The organism is Acinetobacter sp. YH01004 (genome assembly GCF_013420455.1).
GTDB classification, from domain to species: Bacteria; Pseudomonadota; Gammaproteobacteria; order Pseudomonadales; family Moraxellaceae; genus Acinetobacter; species Acinetobacter towneri.
Map to the genome: position 1 here is coordinate 66,478 of NZ_VOXZ01000002.1, position 16,278 is coordinate 82,755.

General features: G+C 40.9%; 18 protein-coding genes. 9 read left to right on the plus strand and 9 right to left on the minus strand.

What is annotated here, in order from left to right; genetic code table 11:
• Positions 1-213: 213 nt before the first annotated feature.
• Complete coding sequence (locus FTT71_RS00775) at positions 214-591, plus strand: hypothetical protein (protein WP_004971490.1); 378 nt, start codon at positions 214-216, stop codon at positions 589-591.
• A gap of 109 nt (positions 592-700) precedes the next feature.
• On the opposite strand, the gene rhlB is transcribed toward FTT71_RS00775, so the two are convergent.
• Together rhlB and FTT71_RS00785 are read right to left on the minus strand one after the other, a co-directional pair.
• Positions 701-1,852, minus strand: a complete 1,152-nt coding sequence (gene rhlB, locus FTT71_RS00780; protein WP_004971493.1) for an ATP-dependent RNA helicase RhlB — start codon at positions 1,850-1,852, stop codon at positions 701-703.
• 110 nt (positions 1,853-1,962) lie between these two features.
• Positions 1,963-2,175 (minus strand): cold-shock protein, encoded by a 213-nt coding sequence (locus FTT71_RS00785; protein WP_004648643.1) that lies wholly within the window; start codon positions 2,173-2,175, stop codon positions 1,963-1,965.
• A gap of 477 nt (positions 2,176-2,652) precedes the next feature.
• Between FTT71_RS00785 and FTT71_RS00790 the strand changes: the two genes are divergently transcribed.
• From FTT71_RS00790 to FTT71_RS00810, 5 genes are all read left to right on the plus strand, one after another.
• Positions 2,653-2,910 carry a sulfurtransferase TusA family protein gene (locus FTT71_RS00790; RefSeq protein ID WP_179994075.1) on the plus strand — a complete coding sequence of 86 codons (258 nt, stop codon included), beginning with the start codon at positions 2,653-2,655 and terminating at the stop codon, positions 2,908-2,910.
• Positions 2,911-3,072: 162 nt separating this feature from the next.
• Positions 3,073-3,942 (plus strand): RNA polymerase sigma factor RpoH, encoded by an 870-nt coding sequence (gene rpoH / locus FTT71_RS00795; protein ID WP_004971496.1) that lies wholly within the window; start codon positions 3,073-3,075, stop codon positions 3,940-3,942.
• 170 nt (positions 3,943-4,112) lie between these two features.
• Positions 4,113-4,478 carry a DUF423 domain-containing protein gene (locus tag FTT71_RS00800; RefSeq protein ID WP_096902534.1) on the plus strand — a complete coding sequence of 122 codons (366 nt, stop codon included), beginning with the start codon at positions 4,113-4,115 and terminating at the stop codon, positions 4,476-4,478.
• A 42-nt stretch (positions 4,479-4,520) separates the two neighbouring features.
• Positions 4,521-4,718: a sulfur carrier protein ThiS gene (gene thiS / locus FTT71_RS00805; protein ID WP_104851805.1), complete on the plus strand. Its 198-nt coding sequence runs from the start codon at positions 4,521-4,523 to the stop codon at positions 4,716-4,718.
• A gap of 13 nt (positions 4,719-4,731) precedes the next feature.
• Positions 4,732-5,514 (plus strand): thiazole synthase, encoded by a 783-nt coding sequence (locus FTT71_RS00810; protein ID WP_004971502.1) that lies wholly within the window; start codon positions 4,732-4,734, stop codon positions 5,512-5,514.
• Positions 5,515-5,613: 99 nt separating this feature from the next.
• Here FTT71_RS00810 and FTT71_RS00815 read toward each other — a convergent pair whose 3' ends face one another.
• Entirely contained in the window at positions 5,614-6,225 is a 612-nt protein-coding gene (locus FTT71_RS00815) for a glutathione binding-like protein (RefSeq protein ID WP_096902535.1), read from the minus strand.
• Between the two features lie 218 nt (positions 6,226-6,443).
• Between FTT71_RS00815 and FTT71_RS00820 the strand changes: the two genes are divergently transcribed.
• Positions 6,444-7,895, plus strand: a complete 1,452-nt coding sequence (locus tag FTT71_RS00820; protein WP_180160655.1) for a SulP family inorganic anion transporter — start codon at positions 6,444-6,446, stop codon at positions 7,893-7,895.
• A 185-nt stretch (positions 7,896-8,080) separates the two neighbouring features.
• Positions 8,081-8,797 (plus strand): tRNA (guanosine(46)-N7)-methyltransferase TrmB, encoded by a 717-nt coding sequence (gene trmB / locus FTT71_RS00825; protein WP_004971514.1) that lies wholly within the window; start codon positions 8,081-8,083, stop codon positions 8,795-8,797.
• A gap of 69 nt (positions 8,798-8,866) precedes the next feature.
• On the opposite strand, the gene FTT71_RS00830 is transcribed toward trmB, so the two are convergent.
• From FTT71_RS00830 to FTT71_RS00855, 6 genes are all read right to left on the minus strand, one after another.
• A complete protein-coding gene (locus FTT71_RS00830) occupies positions 8,867-9,643 on the minus strand; it encodes a Rossmann-like and DUF2520 domain-containing protein (protein ID WP_096902536.1) in 777 nt (258 codons plus the stop codon).
• 104 nt (positions 9,644-9,747) lie between these two features.
• Complete coding sequence (locus tag FTT71_RS00835) at positions 9,748-10,545, minus strand: thioesterase family protein (protein ID WP_104851802.1); 798 nt, start codon at positions 10,543-10,545, stop codon at positions 9,748-9,750.
• An 82-nt stretch (positions 10,546-10,627) separates the two neighbouring features.
• Positions 10,628-11,314 (minus strand): class I SAM-dependent methyltransferase, encoded by a 687-nt coding sequence (locus tag FTT71_RS00840; protein ID WP_004971520.1) that lies wholly within the window; start codon positions 11,312-11,314, stop codon positions 10,628-10,630.
• 60 nt (positions 11,315-11,374) lie between these two features.
• Positions 11,375-12,367 carry a biotin synthase BioB gene (gene bioB, locus FTT71_RS00845; protein WP_180160656.1) on the minus strand — a complete coding sequence of 331 codons (993 nt, stop codon included), beginning with the start codon at positions 12,365-12,367 and terminating at the stop codon, positions 11,375-11,377.
• Positions 12,368-12,558: 191 nt separating this feature from the next.
• The gene (locus tag FTT71_RS00850; RefSeq protein ID WP_180043296.1) at positions 12,559-14,247 is read right to left on the minus strand and encodes an AMP-binding protein; all 1,689 of its coding nucleotides are present in this window, start codon (positions 14,245-14,247) and stop codon (positions 12,559-12,561) included.
• Positions 14,248-14,330: 83 nt separating this feature from the next.
• Complete coding sequence (locus FTT71_RS00855) at positions 14,331-14,957, minus strand: TetR/AcrR family transcriptional regulator (protein ID WP_004971526.1); 627 nt, start codon at positions 14,955-14,957, stop codon at positions 14,331-14,333.
• 148 nt (positions 14,958-15,105) lie between these two features.
• Between FTT71_RS00855 and FTT71_RS00860 the strand changes: the two genes are divergently transcribed.
• Positions 15,106-16,278: an isovaleryl-CoA dehydrogenase gene (locus tag FTT71_RS00860; protein WP_004971528.1), complete on the plus strand. Its 1,173-nt coding sequence runs from the start codon at positions 15,106-15,108 to the stop codon at positions 16,276-16,278.

Genomic DNA, 16,278 nt, shown 5'->3' on the forward strand with positions numbered 1-16,278 from the left:
CTATAGTTTAAGAGCATGAAAATACATTATGGATTGGGTTTGATGTGTATAAATGAATGACGAATTATCAACACAGCCTATACAGTGTCTACATCTAAAACCATCCAAATTATGTTCAACTAGATCAAATTGTTATTTTCAATCTCTACACATTTGAATTGAAATATCATCAACAAACAATACGCGCTACAGCGTTTTAGCCCCGAGGTAGATATGAAAAAAATAGTCGCCTTTTCTAGCCTTGCCGTTTTTGCACTTTTAACCGCATGTGCCACCACGCCAAATAATTCTCTTGCCATTCAAAAAGAAAACAACCTATATGAAGTCACAGGTTTAGGTAAAAGTAATATTATTGCCAAAAATAATGCAATTACAGCTGCCAATAAAACCTGTGGTACTCGTGCCGCTCCAGTCTTGGTTGATGAAAAAACATCTTATAACGGCGCACTCAAAGGTGTAGTCGATGAGCAAACGGGACAAATGATTCAGGCGGCAGCAACTGTTTTAGGTACAATTGCGGGACGTAATACTGATATTGCCCGTGATGATGATTATCAAACTGTGCTGACCTTTAGATGTCAGGCAAAGTAAATTATTACAGCACGACATAAGAAGCAAATACAAAAAAGTCGCTCCACTGAGAGCGACTTTTAAACTAAGAACAGCAGGATTTAAACTAAAAAATAGCTTAAATGAGTAATTAGCAATAACCATCTAAACGTGTTAATGGCAATTTTTGACCAATGGCTTTTTCAATTTCTGGTAAATAGAACGCATCATCTTCCGACAAGAAGCTAATACTCACACCACGTGTACCTGCACGACCTGTACGACCAATACGGTGCACATAATCATCTGACTGTTCAGGCAAAGTGAAATTCACCACATGCGAAACACCATCGACATGAATACCACGCCCTGCAACGTCTGTTGCAATCATGATGTTATGTTTGCCATTTTTAAACTGATCCAGCATTTTTAAGCGTTTGTCTTGGGCAATTTCACCTGACAACATCACCACTTTATAGCCATCACGCTTTAAATGATCATAAAGCTTACGCACCTGATCACGCCGATTGGCAAAAATCATGACTTTTTCAATCGGCTCATCACGTAAAATTTCTTCAAGCAATTTGTATTTATCGGTTTTGGCAACCATATATACCCGTTGCTCAACATCGGCATTGGTTTTCTTTTCAGGTTCAATTTCGACTGTAACAGGTTCAAATAACCACTGTTGAGCCAAGTTCAACACATCATAACTAAAAGTTGCCGAGAACATTAACGTCTGACGCTGTTCCTTACGCGGTGAATAACGCACAATACGTTTTACCGATGGAATAAAGCCCATATCCAGCAAGCGGTCTGCTTCATCAATCACTAAAAACTCAATCTGATCTAGCCAAACTTCTTTTTGTTCTACAAAATCAATCAAGCGCCCTGGTGTCGCAACAATAATATCGACAAAGTTTTTATTGAGTTGTGACTTTTGCTTATCAAAATCTACACCACCCAACAAAGTCACCACATTTAAGTCGGTAAATTTGGTTAAGTCTTTTGCATCACTTTCGATTTGCAAAGCCAATTCACGCGTAGGCGCTAAAACCAATGCACGTGGTTCACCACGATAACGCTGCCCTTGAATTGGGTTATTCAATAAATCGTTGATGACACTAATTAAAAAGGCAGCAGTTTTTCCTGTACCTGTTTGCGCACGACCAATGGCATCATGTCCAGCCAAAGTAAATTTTAAAACCTTTTGCTGAATTGGCGTCATTTCCTTGAAACCCAAAGCATCAATAGCCTGTTTCAATTGCGGATGTAAATTTAAGGTTTCAAAACCAGATGACATAAATATGTGCTCGAACTTATACAGACAAAAAACTGACCTATTATAAACAGAAATACAAATAAAAAACGCCCCAATCAGGATTGGAGCGTTTTTTTAGAATAATCGAGTGATTAGTCTAGTGGCTGTACTTCTTCAGCTTGGAAGCCTTTTTGGCCTTTTACTACGCTGAATTCAACACGTTGGCCGTCACGAAGTGAACGGTGGCCATCACCTTGGATCGCACGGAAGTGAACGAATACATCGTCGCCGCCATTGCGTTGGATAAAGCCAAAGCCTTTAGTGTCGTTGAACCATTTAACTACGCCTTGTTCACGAGCTGTCATAAGTTAATCCTCATTGATTAAAAAGAAGGACCACCCGGTGTTGCAAACAGCAGAGCAAACAAAGTTTAAAAATATTTTTATTTCTAAGCTTGTAATCATTCTGTATAACTATTAACAAAATCCCGGTTACATCCATTTGTAATAGGGCGACAAACAACGATTGTCTATCTAAAATCCTAAATACGCATCGAGCTTAACACGGGTTTATGACAATTAATAGATTTTTTTTGATTTATCTTGTTCAGTTTGAAACGATTTGAACAAATGGAAAATTTTTATTTCTGTTAAGTGACTTAGCACAATTTTGATCTATAAATTTTATTGCAAATATCTCACAAAATAAGCCAATTCTCTTGCCCTTATGCGCAGTAAGCCGCGCAATGAATAGCCCCGATGCTTCAGATGAAATTTATTTGGGATTTGTGAGCGAATTTGCTAGTATGATCATTCTGTTTTTTAAGGCGAATTTTTACTTCAATGCTGTGTGATGCTGAACAACCTATCATAGTGATTGATGCCATGGGACAACCTTGTCCTATGCCTTTATTGATGCTAAAACGTGCCCTTAAACAATCAGATTCTGCACGGTTTTTATTGAAGTCATCTGATCCGCACAGCCAGCAAGATGTGGCGCGTTATTGTCAGTTACATCAATACAGCTGTGAAGCAAGCCAGATTTCGGCAACAGAGTTTCATTATGTGATTGATGTTGCCAAGCCAAAATCATCGCAATAAGTGCATCTATTTGATTGTTCATTTGTTTTAATGACTTAATATTCGCCGCTTATTGCTATAAAGATTTACATATCTACACCAATTTTACTTATTTAAGTAGAATATTGGCATTAAGATAAAGACATCGGTTATTTTACCTACCTAATCCTATAAGGAGATCTCATGAGTGACAGCAGCAATCAGTTGATGCCCCTGTCATTATCTGCACCAGGGGTAAACCTCGGGGCTTATATTAGTACTGTTAACCAAATTCCTATTTTAACGGCTGAACAAGAAAAAGAGTTAGCCGAGCGTTATTATTACGATCAAGATTTAGACGCGGCCAAAATGTTGGTCATGTCGCATTTACGTTTTGTGGTGCATATTGCACGAAGTTATGCGGGCTATGGTTTACCGCAGGGCGATTTAATTCAGGAAGGCAACTTGGGCTTAATGAAAGCCGTGAAACGCTTTGACCCGAATATGGGCGTGCGTTTGGTGTCATTTGCCGTGCACTGGATTAAAGCTGAAATTCACGAATATGTGATTCGTAACTGGCGTATTGTTAAAATTGCCACCACCAAGGCGCAGCGTAAATTGTTCTTTAATTTGCGTAGCCTCAAAAAATCTAGCAAAAAACTGACGCTTGAAGAAGCACAATCTATTGCCAATGACTTAAATGTAACTGCAGAACAAGTCTTGGAAATGGAAGGTCGTTTAACCGCTTATGACGCAGCTTTTGAAGCACAGGGCGATGATGACGATGAAGGTTCAACTTATGTTGCACCTGCATTGTATTTGGAAGATAACCGTTACGACCCTGCACGTTTGGTCGAAAACGAAGACTACGAAGAACAAAGCACTTCTGCCCTACATGAAGCCATGGAGCAGTTGGATGATCGTTCACGTAACATTTTGCAGCGTCGCTGGTTAGATGATGATAAATCGACCCTGCATGAATTGGCAGCAGAATATAATGTTTCGGCAGAACGTATTCGTCAGCTCGAAAAAAATGCCATGGAAAAAATTAAAGTGGCGATGTCATCAAACTAAACTGACATTCTCCAAATTGATGCAGACACATCGAAAAATAAAATTGGGCAAACTGCCCTTTTTTATTGTCTTTAATTGGTACAGCTACATACAGGCAGGCAAATCTCAGATTTTCCCGCCCCTAAAAATGTGCTAAGGTTAAGCGCAAAATTAAATAGGTCAATTTGCGTATGTGGATTGCAATTTCTGCCCTGAATTTAGCTATAGCAGTCATGCTCGGTGCATTTGGTGCACATGGCTTAAAGGCCCGTGCAACTGAAGCGCAATTGCTTTGGTGGCAAACTGCAACAGATTATTTTTTCTATCATGCCCTTGGACTTTTAGCATTGGGCATATTGGCTAAAGTGATTCCACAACTTCCCATTAAAGCCAGTTTTATTCTAATCCAACTGGGTATTTTATTTTTCTGCGGTTCACTTTATATCATGGCATTGGACATTGTACGCGGTTTGGGCATGATTACCCCAATTGGTGGTGCGCTCATGATTGCTGGTTGGCTGACCTTAGCATGGCAAGCCATGAAATATGCCAAATAAAGCTCAATTGTATTTTGTAATTTTGAAGATGGATTCTCGGTCATGCAAATTTATCTGAATGGCGAAACACAACAGACCTCTCACACGACCCTGTTACAACTGATTCAGGCATTAGATTTAGAAGGCAAACGTTTTGCTGTGGAGCAAAACGAAAAAATTATTGCCAAAAGTAAACTTGCCGAAACCCCTATTTGCGATCAAGACCGCATTGAAATTATTCATGCCGTTGGTGGCGGCTAAACTCGGAGCACCCATGCAAGATACCTTTAAAATTGGTTCACGTACCTTTAATTCACGTTTATTGGTGGGTACGGGCAAATATAAAGATTTAACCGAAACAGATTTGGCGATTCAAGCCAGTGGCGCAGAAATTGTCACGGTTGCCATTCGTCGTGTAAACATTGGGCAACATCCAGATCAGCCAAACTTACTTTCCGTAATTCCACCAGAAAAATACACCATTTTGCCAAATACAGCAGGATGTTTTGATGCCAACAGTGCCGTGCGCACCTGCATGCTGGCGCGTGAATTGCTAGATGGTCACAACCTTGTCAAACTGGAAGTTTTGGGCGATGAAAAAACCCTTTACCCAAATATCACCGAAACTTTAAAAGCTGCACGCACGCTAATTGACGATGGTTTTGAGATCATGGTCTACACTTCCGATGACCCGATTGTGGCGCAAGAATTGGAAAGTATGGGCTGCGTGGCAATTATGCCATTAGGTAGTTTAATTGGTTCAGGCTTAGGTATTCTTAACCCGCATACCATTTCGATTATTAAAGAAAATGCCAAAGTACCTGTATTGGTAGATGCAGGTGTGGGTACTGCCAGTGATGCTGCGATTGCAATGGAATTAGGTTGCGATGGTGTGCTGATGAATACTGCAATTGCAGCAGCACAAAACCCAGTGCTAATGGCATCTGCGATGCGTAAAGCAGTAGAAGCAGGACGTGAAGCTTATTTGGCAGGACGTATGCCACGTAAGCGTATGGCGAATGCCAGCTCACCTGAAACGGGTTATTTCTTTAAATAATCATTAGGGTCTTTTCCAAGTCCGACAACTCAAATAAAAAGACGTTAAGTGTTAACTCAACGTCTTTTTTATTATCTGATTCTGGCAAGTAAAAGCCGATTAAGGAATCAAGCCTTCATCACGCATAGCAATTTGTACCGACTGACGCGCAGCAACTTTATTACGGATTTCAACCACATGGCTATACGGAGTTAAATCATGCTCAATATAGTTTGACCAATTAGTGATAACAAACAAATACGCATCGGCTGGACCAAAGTTATCATCCACCAAATATTCATGGTCTGATGAAGCAATCGCTTGATCAATATAAGTCAACAAACGATCAATTTCTGCATAGGCTTTTTCTTTGGCTTCTGCATCTAAAGGCGCACCAAAAAATACTGCGTAAGCGTCATGTAATTCAGAGTTGAGATAACCCAACCATTCCAAAACTTTAGCACGACCCAAACCAGATGGCGGAATTAAATCCTGTTTAGGGTCTTGCTGCGCTAAAAATGGCAATAGCGCTACGTTTTCCGTCAAAATTAAACCTGGGTTAATTTCTAAAGCAGGTACATAACCTTTAGGGTTAATTTCATAATAATCGGCACCCTTTTCTGTTTTATGGGTTTTTAAATCTACACGCTCAATATCAAAATCGACATTCACTTCATTTAAAATAATATGTGCTGCCAAAGAGCATGCGCCAGGTGAATAATAAAGCTTCATATTTGATCCTTGTTATATAACTATCTCTGTTGTAAATCGCTTGTCACAAACTTGCAAGTGATTGAACCTATAAATTGCAAAAAAGCGAAAATGTCTTAAAAAGCCCTTACGCTTTGACTATCCTGCAAAAGACAGGCTTTTTCAAGTCTGTTTTGCCTGCTTTTTTATCTCTAGATGTTTTAACATACAGCCCTTTAAAGTTTCATGAAATTGAGATTGTGATTAGCCTGAAAAAAGAAGAATGGTTTTCCAATATCCGCACCGATGTTTTGGCAGGTTTAGTGGTAGGTTTGGCATTAATTCCTGAATCAATTGCCTTTTCGGCTATAGCAGGCGTCGATCCGCAAGTCGGCTTATATGCATCGTTCTGTATTGCGGTCACGATTGCTTTTTTTGGTGGGCGTACTGCCATGATTTCTGCCGCGACAGGCGCTATGGCATTACTGATGATTACCCTCGTCAAAGAACATGGTTTGCAATATTTATTGGCTGCAACAGTACTCACAGGGCTGATTCAGGTTATAGCAGGCTATTTTAAAGTTGCCAAACTGATGCGTTTTGTTTCGCAATCGGTAGTTTATGGCTTTGTAAATGCCTTGGCGATTTTAATTTTTGTGGCGCAACTGCCTGAATTATCGAAAATGGATGGCTTAGGCTATTTATTTGTAGGATTAGGTTTAGCGGTAGTCTATCTGTTTCCATACATTCCTAAAATTGGTAAAAGCATTCCCTCGCCTTTGGTCTGCATTATTGTGCTGAGTGTGGTTGCTTTATTACTTGGTGCAGATATGCGTACCGTAAGCGATTTGGGACAATTTCCCGATACACTGCCTATTTTTCTAGTGCCTGACATTCCACTGAATTTTGAAACTTTATTTATTATTTTTCCTTATGCCATGACCTTAGCCACAGTCGGTTTACTCGAAACCATGATGACCACTACGATTGTCAATGAAGCCACAGGCACAGAAGCAGATCGGCATCAGGAATGTCGTGGTCAGGGTTATGCCAATATTGTGAGTGGCTTTATGGGCGGTATGGCAGGCTGTGCCATGATTGGGCAATCTATTATCAACGTCAGTTCTGGGGCGCGTACACGGCTATCTACACTTACAGCAGGCGTATTTTTGCTGTGCTTGGTGGTTTTTCTCAAAGATTGGTTGGCATATATTCCTATAGCAGCCTTGGTTGCGATTATGATTATGGTGTCATTCACGACTTTTAACTGGGATTCCATCCGTAATTTTAAAAAGCATCCGAAACAAAGCAATATAGTCATGTTAGCTGTGGTCATTGTGGTGTTAGTTACCCATAACCTTGCTTTGGGTGTTTTTGTTGGCGTACTGCTTTCTGCTTTATTTTTGGTGAATAAACTGGAAAGTGAAGTTAAAGTCAGCTCATTTTTATTAGGCGAACATACCCGCCAATATGTGATTTCAGGGCAAATTTTCTTTAGCAGTTCAGAAAAGTTTTATCAGTTTTTTGATTTTTCAGAAGATATTAGCAATGTCACCATCGACTTAACGCATGCGCATATTTGGGATATTACCTCTGTAAATATGCTGAATAGCGTGGTGAACAAATTTAAAGCCCAACAAATTAAAGTGCATATTATTGGATTGAATGAGGCCAGTCATACCTTAATTGATCAATACAGTACCCATTCGTAATTATTGTATTAAAATACCGTTGATGATGTTAAATGCTGAATCTTAATGATTCGGCATTTTTTATGCTCAAAAGATGCAGATGTATCTCAATCTTGCACGGCGCTGCGAAAAAGAGCGAAAAAATTTGACTTCAATGGCTCAGGACTTAAAATACCGCATTCGAATTTATTAGATTTGCCAAAATTATGTCGAACGATCAATTAGACCAGCACGTTGTCGAGCTGGACAACCTCAACGAGCATCGTGAAATTGTAACGTTCATGCGCCGTTCTTCACCATTGAATACGTCACAACGTAGCGCCTTGGAACAATACGGCGACTTAATTTTGGAATATCCTGTTGGCGATTTACGTCAACATTTTGAACACCCTGAACGCCCGCTTACAGTAGAAATTGGTTTTGGGATGGGGCGTTCTTTGGTACTTATGGCGCAGGCCAATCCTGAACGTAACTTTGTCGGGATTGAAGTCCATATTCCAGGCATTGCACAGTGCGTTTATGAAGCAGGTACAGCAGGTTTAAGCAACTTACGTGTCTTAGATGCCGATGCGATTCAAGTACTGCGTGAAATGCCAGACAATAGCATTGATACGGTGCAGTTATATTTCCCAGACCCATGGCAGAAAAAACGTCACTTCAAACGCCGTTTTGTTGCTCATGAACGCATGGAATTGGTAGAGCAAAAATTAGTGTTAGGTGGTACGTTCCATGCAGCAACCGACTGGGAACCATATGCAGAATGGATGCTGGATGTATTGGACAACCGTCCACGTTTAGAAAACTTGGCGGGTAAAGGCAATAGCTACCCTCGCCCTGAATGGCGTCCACAAACTAAGTTTGAACGCCGCGGAATTGAAGCAGGTCATAAGATTAATGATTTTATCTTCAAGAAAATTAACTAATTTCTGCTAGAAAAAATGCTTCCACAAGGAAGCATTTTTTATTTGAACTCGTGTTATCGTATCAAATGACTAAGATTGATGCCGCGTTAAAATCTGTTGGCTCATTAGCGCATAAACTTCGGCAAGTGCATGTTGCTGCCCTGCTACCAATAAGTCCTGATGCATTTTTAAAATATTGTGATCACCCCGCATGGCAGGCCCTGTTTGCATTTGACGCGGATCATTCTGGGTCGCTTTATGCGCAGTTTCCAAAATAAGAGGATACAGCAGACTGAAATCTACTTTCTGAGCATCGACCACTTGCTTGGCCATGTCATAACAATAATTACTAAAATTACAGGCAAATACCGCAGCCAAATGCAAACTCAAACGCTGTGCTGAAGTATAGGCATAAACCCTTTTGCTTAGGCTATTTGCCAAAGTCATTAAAAGCTGCTGATCTTCAGCAAATGCAGCTTCTATAAATAAAGGCGTTTCTGACCAATCAATTTCACGCTCTAAACTAAAGGTTTGCAAGGGATAAAATACCCCTGAACGTACATGATGCTGTTGCAATACATCTAATTTAGTACTGCCTGAGGTATGCACAATCAACACATGATTTAAATCACGATGAACTTCCTGAATCACCTGTGCAATGCCCTGATCACTCACTGCAATAATCACTAAATCTAGATCTGAATGAAGTTTTTCTACTTCAGCAATCGCTTCTGCGCCAACCTGCGCAGCCAAATGCTGCGCCTTGTCCAGACTACGGCTATAAATTTGCACAATTTGATGCTGTGCGTTTAAAACATGAGCCAAATGATGTGCAACGCGCCCTGCACCAATCAAACTAATTCGCATAATATTTTCAGATAAAATAAGATGAAATAATCTGCACACAGCATGCCAATAAAAAAAGGACGAAGCAATTCGTCCTGATGTTTTTTGTTTGATATCGAATAGATTTAGAATTGACGCAAAGTTAAAATCTGCTCACTACGTCCAAATGGCCCTTGAGTATCATGCAAAACTGCACTCGTTAAGCCAATACCATCTTCACCATATTGTTGTGTTACTTCCAAGCCTAGCCATTCGCCTTGCGGTAAACGGTGTAAATGCATTTGCAAATCTAAATTTGGAAAACCCCAACCCGCATTCGGGTCTAAACGTGGCACTACGCCATTGGCGGTATCCACCATCCCCAATAAACGCACAAAACTAGATGTGCTTTGATTTTCAACCATATCCAATTGGTTTCTTAACCAAACGATGCCCTTACCTGCACGACGATCTAAATGCGCACGGGTTTCAATGCTTTGAATATAGCCGCCCGGCCAACAACGCATGCCATCCCAATCGGGCAAATATTCAGGGTTTTCTATCGGTAAATCTTCCAATCCTGCAATTGCGCGTGTATCTGAGGTTTTCATTTTCCATGCACGCGCCACAATACAGGTTTTTCCTTCAGCACACATTTCCGCTTCAATCAGCTCAATGGTTTTACCCGGTCGAATCATACGGGTGGTGATACTAAATTCACCAAAGGCAATTAAGCCAAAAATATCTAAACCGACCCGACCAATTCGCATATCATCACGCGGCATAAATTGCTCAAGTTCTGCACACAAAATACCCGTTGCAGGTGCCATGTGTTGTTCATGCGGATTCCACGCGCCTTGTGCATGAATGTTGCAACGATAGTGCGCAGTACAGCCACCATCGGCATGTTGTTCACGTTTGAGTAAAGTGTAATATGCTGACATTTTTTCTCTTTCCCTGATCTAACTTTTCTTGTGCGGATACTTTTACTACAAAGATTACTGACTAAATAATGTTATTTATCAACTATTTCTCTGCAAAAAAACCATAATAATTCATAAGTTGACAATATGTTTTACACTGACGAAAACCCACTTGAGTAAGCAATGCTGCCTGCGCATCTGCCATAATTAAATGAAAATCATCGGCCAGTCGTGCAAGCATTTTTTCCGCTTGAGTCGTAGTTAAACCACAATCCAAAGCCAAATTCTGCATCCAGCGCAGTTCTATATTTTCAGTCTGCTGCATCAGATCATAGCTTAATAAAATCGCTGTAGGTTTTAATGTTTGGTAAATATCTTGAAAAAATAATGTTTTTTCTGCGACTGGCACAAAATGCGCCACCAAAATCGCCAATGCCGCATCAAACTGCAAATTTTCAACCTGCGCTTGTTGGGCAAATTGGTGGGTATCTGCCTGTATAAAACGTACTCGCTCATGCCCTGCCACAGACTGAATGTTTTTTTCTGCCTGCTGTAACATGCTTAAAGATGGGTCGATGGCCGTAAATTGCCACTGTGGATGTTGCTGCAGTAAATACTGCAACTCATAGCCTGTGCCACACCCCACCACTAAAACTTGTGCTGTTTCGGGCAAATGACTACTTAAAATTGCATTGATGTGTTGATGTACCAATTCATATCCGGGAATGAGTTTCCGAATATGACTGTCATAGCCTGCAACCACAGTTGCACTGTGAAAATCTTTTGCCATATCACATGATTCTTCTTTAATTTACTGACATTAAATATCTGAGTCTTTTTCAAGATCTGCTTAAGCCACAGCCATTGCATCTACCGACAATTCCGAAACGGTTGGCTTGGCACGTTCAGGCACTAAGCCTAATTTTTGGAACAATTGTTTGTCTTTGCCTTCGCCTGCGTTTGGTGTGGTCAAAAGCTTTTCACCTGAGAATAACGAGTTCGCACCTGCCATAAATGCCAACGCCTGATCTGAATCAGATAATGATTCACGCCCTGCAGATAAACGAATATAGCTGTTTGGCATGATAATACGTGCAACTGCAATGGTACGAATCCACTCAATCACATCCAGTTTTTCTACTTCAGCCAATGGTGTACCTTCAATCGGAACTAACATATTGATCGGCACAGATTCAGGATGTAACGGTAAAGTCGCTAATTCATGTAATAAACCAATACGGTCTTGGGTATCTTCACCTAAACCGACAATACCGCCACTACATACTTTCATACCTGTTTGACGCACAATATCCAAAGTGTTTAAGCGATCATCAAAATAGCGGGTACTAATCACATTAGGATAATACTCACGCGATGTGTCTAGGTTATGGTTGTAATAATCTAAGCCTGCATCTTTTAAGCGTTCTGCCTGCGATTGGTTTAACATCCCTAAAGTCATGCAAGTTTCTAAGCCCAGAGCTTTGACTTCACGCACCATTTCCAGAACATAGGGCATATCGCGTTCATGCGGATTACGCCAAGCAGCGCCCATACAAAAACGTGAAGAACCTGATGCTAAAGCTTCTTTGGCTTCCTGAATGACTTTATCAACTGCAATACGTTTTTCAGCTTCAAGCTGTGAATCATAATGCGCAGATTGCGAGCAATATTTGCAGTCCTCAGGGCATTTGCCTGTTTTAATAGACAATAAGGTACTGACTTGTACGGTATTGGCAGCAAAATGTTGGCGATGCACACGCTGTGCTTCAAAGACTAAATCCAGAAAAGGTTGTTCATATAACTGCTGAATTTCTTCTCGAGTCCAATCATTGCGTACGGTCATTATTTTCATCCTTGATTATCACGCATCATGCTTAAACTTGTGCCATCTTTTATTAAGCCGAGCATGCGATATATTTTTAGTGTGATTATTCCTGTATAGAGTATCCCTTTATCTCTGCGTGAGAAATAAAGGGTGTGTGCTGACAAAATTAAAAGGTCGATCTTGCAGCAGTAAATAGCTGAAATAATGCCTTAAGCAATTTCCTTTAAATTTAATTCTTCACGCATAAATTCACGTAATTTAAATTTCTGTGCCTTGCCTGAAGCGGTCATTGGAAATTCACTAAAGAAGCGCACATAACGTGGGACTTTATTGTGTGAAATGTGTTCTGCACAGTATTGGCGAATTACCTCTTCGGTACATTCATGGTGTTCATGCAAAATAATACAGGCACATAGTTCTTCACCATAACGATGATCTGGCACGCCAATTACTTGCACATCGCAGACCGCATCGTGAGTATATAAGAAATCTTCAATTTCTTTCGGGAACAGGTTTTCACCGCCACGAATCACCACATCTTTAATGCGACCTTTGATTTTTACAAAGCCTTCATCATCCATTTCTGCAATGTCGCCTGTGTGCATCCAACGTGCAACATCAATGACTTCTTGGGTTTTGTCATGTTCATCCCAGTAACCCAGCATGACTGAATAACCACGCACACACAATTCTCCTAACTGTCCGCGCGGCACGACTTTGCCTTCTTCATCGACAATTTTTACTTCCAGATGTGGATGTACACGCCCCACCGTACTGACTCGACGCTCCACCGAATCTTCAGTCGAACTTTGTGCGCTCACAGGCGCTGTTTCGGTCATGCCATAACAAATGGTGATTTGCGCCATGTGCATACGGTCGATGACGCGTTGCATAATTTCTTGCGGACACGGACTGCCTGCCATGATGCCTGTACGCAAGCTAGATAAATCAAATTCATCAAACTGTTCATGCTCTAAAATGGCAATAAACATGGTCGGTACGCCGTAAGCAGCTGTACATTTTTCTTGCTGAATGGCTTTTAAGGTATCGAGCGGGTTAAACACTGCCGATGGATAGACCATGGTTGAACCATGTGTGATACAAGCTAAATTACCCATCACCATACCAAAGCAGTGAAACAGCGGCACGGAAATACAAACACGGTCTTGTGGACTTAAATGAATTGCTTCTCCTACAAAGTAACCATTATTTAAAATGTTGTTGTGGGTCAGCATAGTGCCTTTCGGATTGCCCGTCGTGCCTGAGGTAAATTGAATATTAATGGTTTCATCGAACTGCAACTCACTAGCAATGTGTTGCAGTTTTTTCAGCATGTGTGTGGTTGGAGCTGTCAATAAATCCTGAAAACGATGCATTCCTGTATGTGCTTGATCATCAATTTTAATCACATGCTTTAAATGCGGTAAACGCTTGGCGTTGAGGACTTTATTGTCTGCCTGACACAGCTCTGGGGCAATTTTCGTTAAGATGTCCTGATAGTTGGTACTTTTAAACTGCGATGCAATTACCAAACCTTTACAGGAAACTTTGTTGAGCACAAATTCCAGTTCATTGCTTTTATAGGCTGGGTTTAAATTCACCAAAATCACCCCTGCCTTAAAGGCTGCGAATTGAGTGATCGTCCATTCCACACAATTCGGAGACCAAATGGCAAGGCGGTCACCTTTTTTAAAACCGAGTTTTAACAAACTACAGGCAAAGGCATTGACCTGTTGCTGTAGTTGCTTATAGGTCAGACGCACATTTTGATGCACGCTTACCAAAGCATCCTGATCTGCATATTGCTGGCAAGCCTGATCAAACTTTTCACCAATGGTCATGCCTAACAAAGGCTGATTACTGGTGCCATAGGCATAACTTAACCGTACTTGTGTCATTGAATCGATCTCCTTGATTCTTTGTAATTCTGTTTTCCATTATGACGACGATTACTTTTTGCCTGTTTTGTGCGTTGTTTTTACTACCCTCCCTGCTGTTTTCGCACTGCATTTACACAAAAGTCGGCAATTTGTTTGACAAAGTAATCTTTATAATTTTGATCAAACATCACATTGCGAGACGGGTTTAAAGGTTCAATCACTACAAAGGTCATGGAGCCAACCACACCTAAAGCAGCAGTGTTCAAATCTTCAAAATCAAACTCACCATTGACTTTTCCTTCAGCCAAAATTTCCTTGATGCTCTGTTTGATCAGTTGTTTACTGCGAAAACGCTCATGTTCCATTTCTGGGTCTACAGGCTCGAACATTAACGAATACGCCAATTGAGGGCTGTTCATCGCACGCTTCACAAAAGTGGTGACAGATTTTTGCAATTTTTGTTTTGCACTTAAATCTGACTTCGCAATGTGGTCCAAAATTTCGACCTCACGACGAATCGCATCCGATAAAACTTCAATCAAAATTTGACTTTTATTTTCAAAGTAGCGATACACCAAACCTGTAGATACGCCTGCGCGTTCTGCAATGGCTTGGATAGACGCTTCTTTAAAGCCCCCATGAGCAATAAGTTCACGAGCAGAATCTAAAATCGCCATGCGATTTTGTTCCATACGTTCCTGCATCAATGATGATCTTTTATAACTCATATCTTATTCTCAACCAGATAAAATGAATTGTAAATCATTTTGTGAATTTTAGTTCACTTTTTTAAATTTTCGATGTATGTTAGAACCTAAGCACAACAACAATGCTTGTTTTAGGGACAACAAATATAACCACAGGATGGATGAACACATGATTTTACAAAGCTTAGACTTCGGCTTAGATGAAACCTTAATCGCCCTGCGCGATTCAATCGCTGCTTTTTGTGCAAAGGAAATTGCACCCATTGCTCAACAGGTTGATCGTGATAACGAATTCCCTGCCCAGCTTTGGAAAAAATTTGGCGATATGGGCTTACTTGGCTTAACCGTGAGTGAAGAATACGGCGGCACTAACTTAGGCTATTTAGCTCACATCATTGCCATGCAAGAAATTTCTCGTGCATCAGCATCCATTGGTTTGTCTTACGGTGCTCATTCTAACCTATGTGTGAACCAAATTAAGCGAAATGGGACAGAAGAACAGAAGCAACGCTATTTACCAAAACTGATTTCAGGCGATTACGTCGGCGCTTTGGCAATGTCTGAACCAAATGCAGGCTCAGACGTGGTTAGCATGAAACTGAAAGCTGAAGATAAAGGCGATCATTACTTGCTCAACGGCTCAAAAATGTGGATTACCAATGGCGGTGATGCCGATGTTTTGGTGGTGTATGCCAAAACTGACTTACAGGCAGGCGCCAAAGGTATGACTGCTTTCTTAATTGAAAAAACCATGTCAGGTTTTAGCCACGGCAGCCATTTAGACAAACTCGGGATGCGCGGCTCAAATACCTATCCATTGTTCTTTGACAATGTTGAAGTACCAAAAGAAAACGTCTTGGGCGGTGTGGGCAATGGTACAAAAGTACTAATGAGTGGACTGGACTATGAACGTGCAGTTTTAAGTGCAGGGCCGCTAGGCATTATGGATGCCTGCATGGATACCGTGATTCCTTATATTCATGAGCGTAAACAGTTTGGTCAGGCATTGGGTGAATTCCAGCTTATGCAAGGCAAAATTGCCGATATGTATTCGACTTGGTTGGCATGTAAAGCACTGGTCTATGCCGTTGGCGCAGAATGTGACAAAGCTGAACACAGCCGTAGTTTACGTAAAGATGCAGCCAGTGCCATTTTATACGCTGCCGAAAAAGCCACATGGATGGCAGGTGAAACCATTCAAACCTTGGGCGGTAATGGCTATATCAATGAGTTCTCTGCAGGACGTTTATGGCGTGATGCCAAACTCTATGAAATTGGTGCGGGTACTTCAGAAATTCGCCGTATGTTGATTGGCCGTGAATTGTTTAACGAAACTGCCTAA

What these genes read in the sequence shown, in the direction of transcription:
- FTT71_RS00775 (WP_004971490.1), top strand. Translation starts at nt 214, where the DNA reads ATGAAAAAAATAGTCGCCTTTTCTAGCCTTGCCGTTTTTGCACTTTTA.
- rhlB (WP_004971493.1), bottom strand. Translation starts at nt 1,852, where the DNA reads ATGTCATCTGGTTTTGAAACCTTAAATTTACATCCGCAATTGAAACAG.
- FTT71_RS00785 (WP_004648643.1), bottom strand. Translation starts at nt 2,175, where the DNA reads ATGACAGCTCGTGAACAAGGCGTAGTTAAATGGTTCAACGACACTAAA.
- FTT71_RS00790 (WP_179994075.1), top strand. Translation starts at nt 2,653, where the DNA reads ATGCTGTGTGATGCTGAACAACCTATCATAGTGATTGATGCCATGGGA.
- rpoH (WP_004971496.1), top strand. Translation starts at nt 3,073, where the DNA reads ATGAGTGACAGCAGCAATCAGTTGATGCCCCTGTCATTATCTGCACCA.
- FTT71_RS00800 (WP_096902534.1), top strand. Translation starts at nt 4,113, where the DNA reads ATGTGGATTGCAATTTCTGCCCTGAATTTAGCTATAGCAGTCATGCTC.
- thiS (WP_104851805.1), top strand. Translation starts at nt 4,521, where the DNA reads ATGCAAATTTATCTGAATGGCGAAACACAACAGACCTCTCACACGACC.
- FTT71_RS00810 (WP_004971502.1), top strand. Translation starts at nt 4,732, where the DNA reads ATGCAAGATACCTTTAAAATTGGTTCACGTACCTTTAATTCACGTTTA.
- FTT71_RS00815 (WP_096902535.1), bottom strand. Translation starts at nt 6,225, where the DNA reads ATGAAGCTTTATTATTCACCTGGCGCATGCTCTTTGGCAGCACATATT.
- trmB (WP_004971514.1), top strand. Translation starts at nt 8,081, where the DNA reads ATGTCGAACGATCAATTAGACCAGCACGTTGTCGAGCTGGACAACCTC.
- FTT71_RS00830 (WP_096902536.1), bottom strand. Translation starts at nt 9,643, where the DNA reads ATGCGAATTAGTTTGATTGGTGCAGGGCGCGTTGCACATCATTTGGCT.
- FTT71_RS00835 (WP_104851802.1), bottom strand. Translation starts at nt 10,545, where the DNA reads ATGTCAGCATATTACACTTTACTCAAACGTGAACAACATGCCGATGGT.
- FTT71_RS00840 (WP_004971520.1), bottom strand. Translation starts at nt 11,314, where the DNA reads ATGGCAAAAGATTTTCACAGTGCAACTGTGGTTGCAGGCTATGACAGT.
- bioB (WP_180160656.1), bottom strand. Translation starts at nt 12,367, where the DNA reads ATGACCGTACGCAATGATTGGACTCGAGAAGAAATTCAGCAGTTATAT.
- FTT71_RS00850 (WP_180043296.1), bottom strand. Translation starts at nt 14,247, where the DNA reads ATGACACAAGTACGGTTAAGTTATGCCTATGGCACCAGTAATCAGCCT.
- FTT71_RS00855 (WP_004971526.1), bottom strand. Translation starts at nt 14,957, where the DNA reads ATGAGTTATAAAAGATCATCATTGATGCAGGAACGTATGGAACAAAAT.
- FTT71_RS00860 (WP_004971528.1), top strand. Translation starts at nt 15,106, where the DNA reads ATGATTTTACAAAGCTTAGACTTCGGCTTAGATGAAACCTTAATCGCC.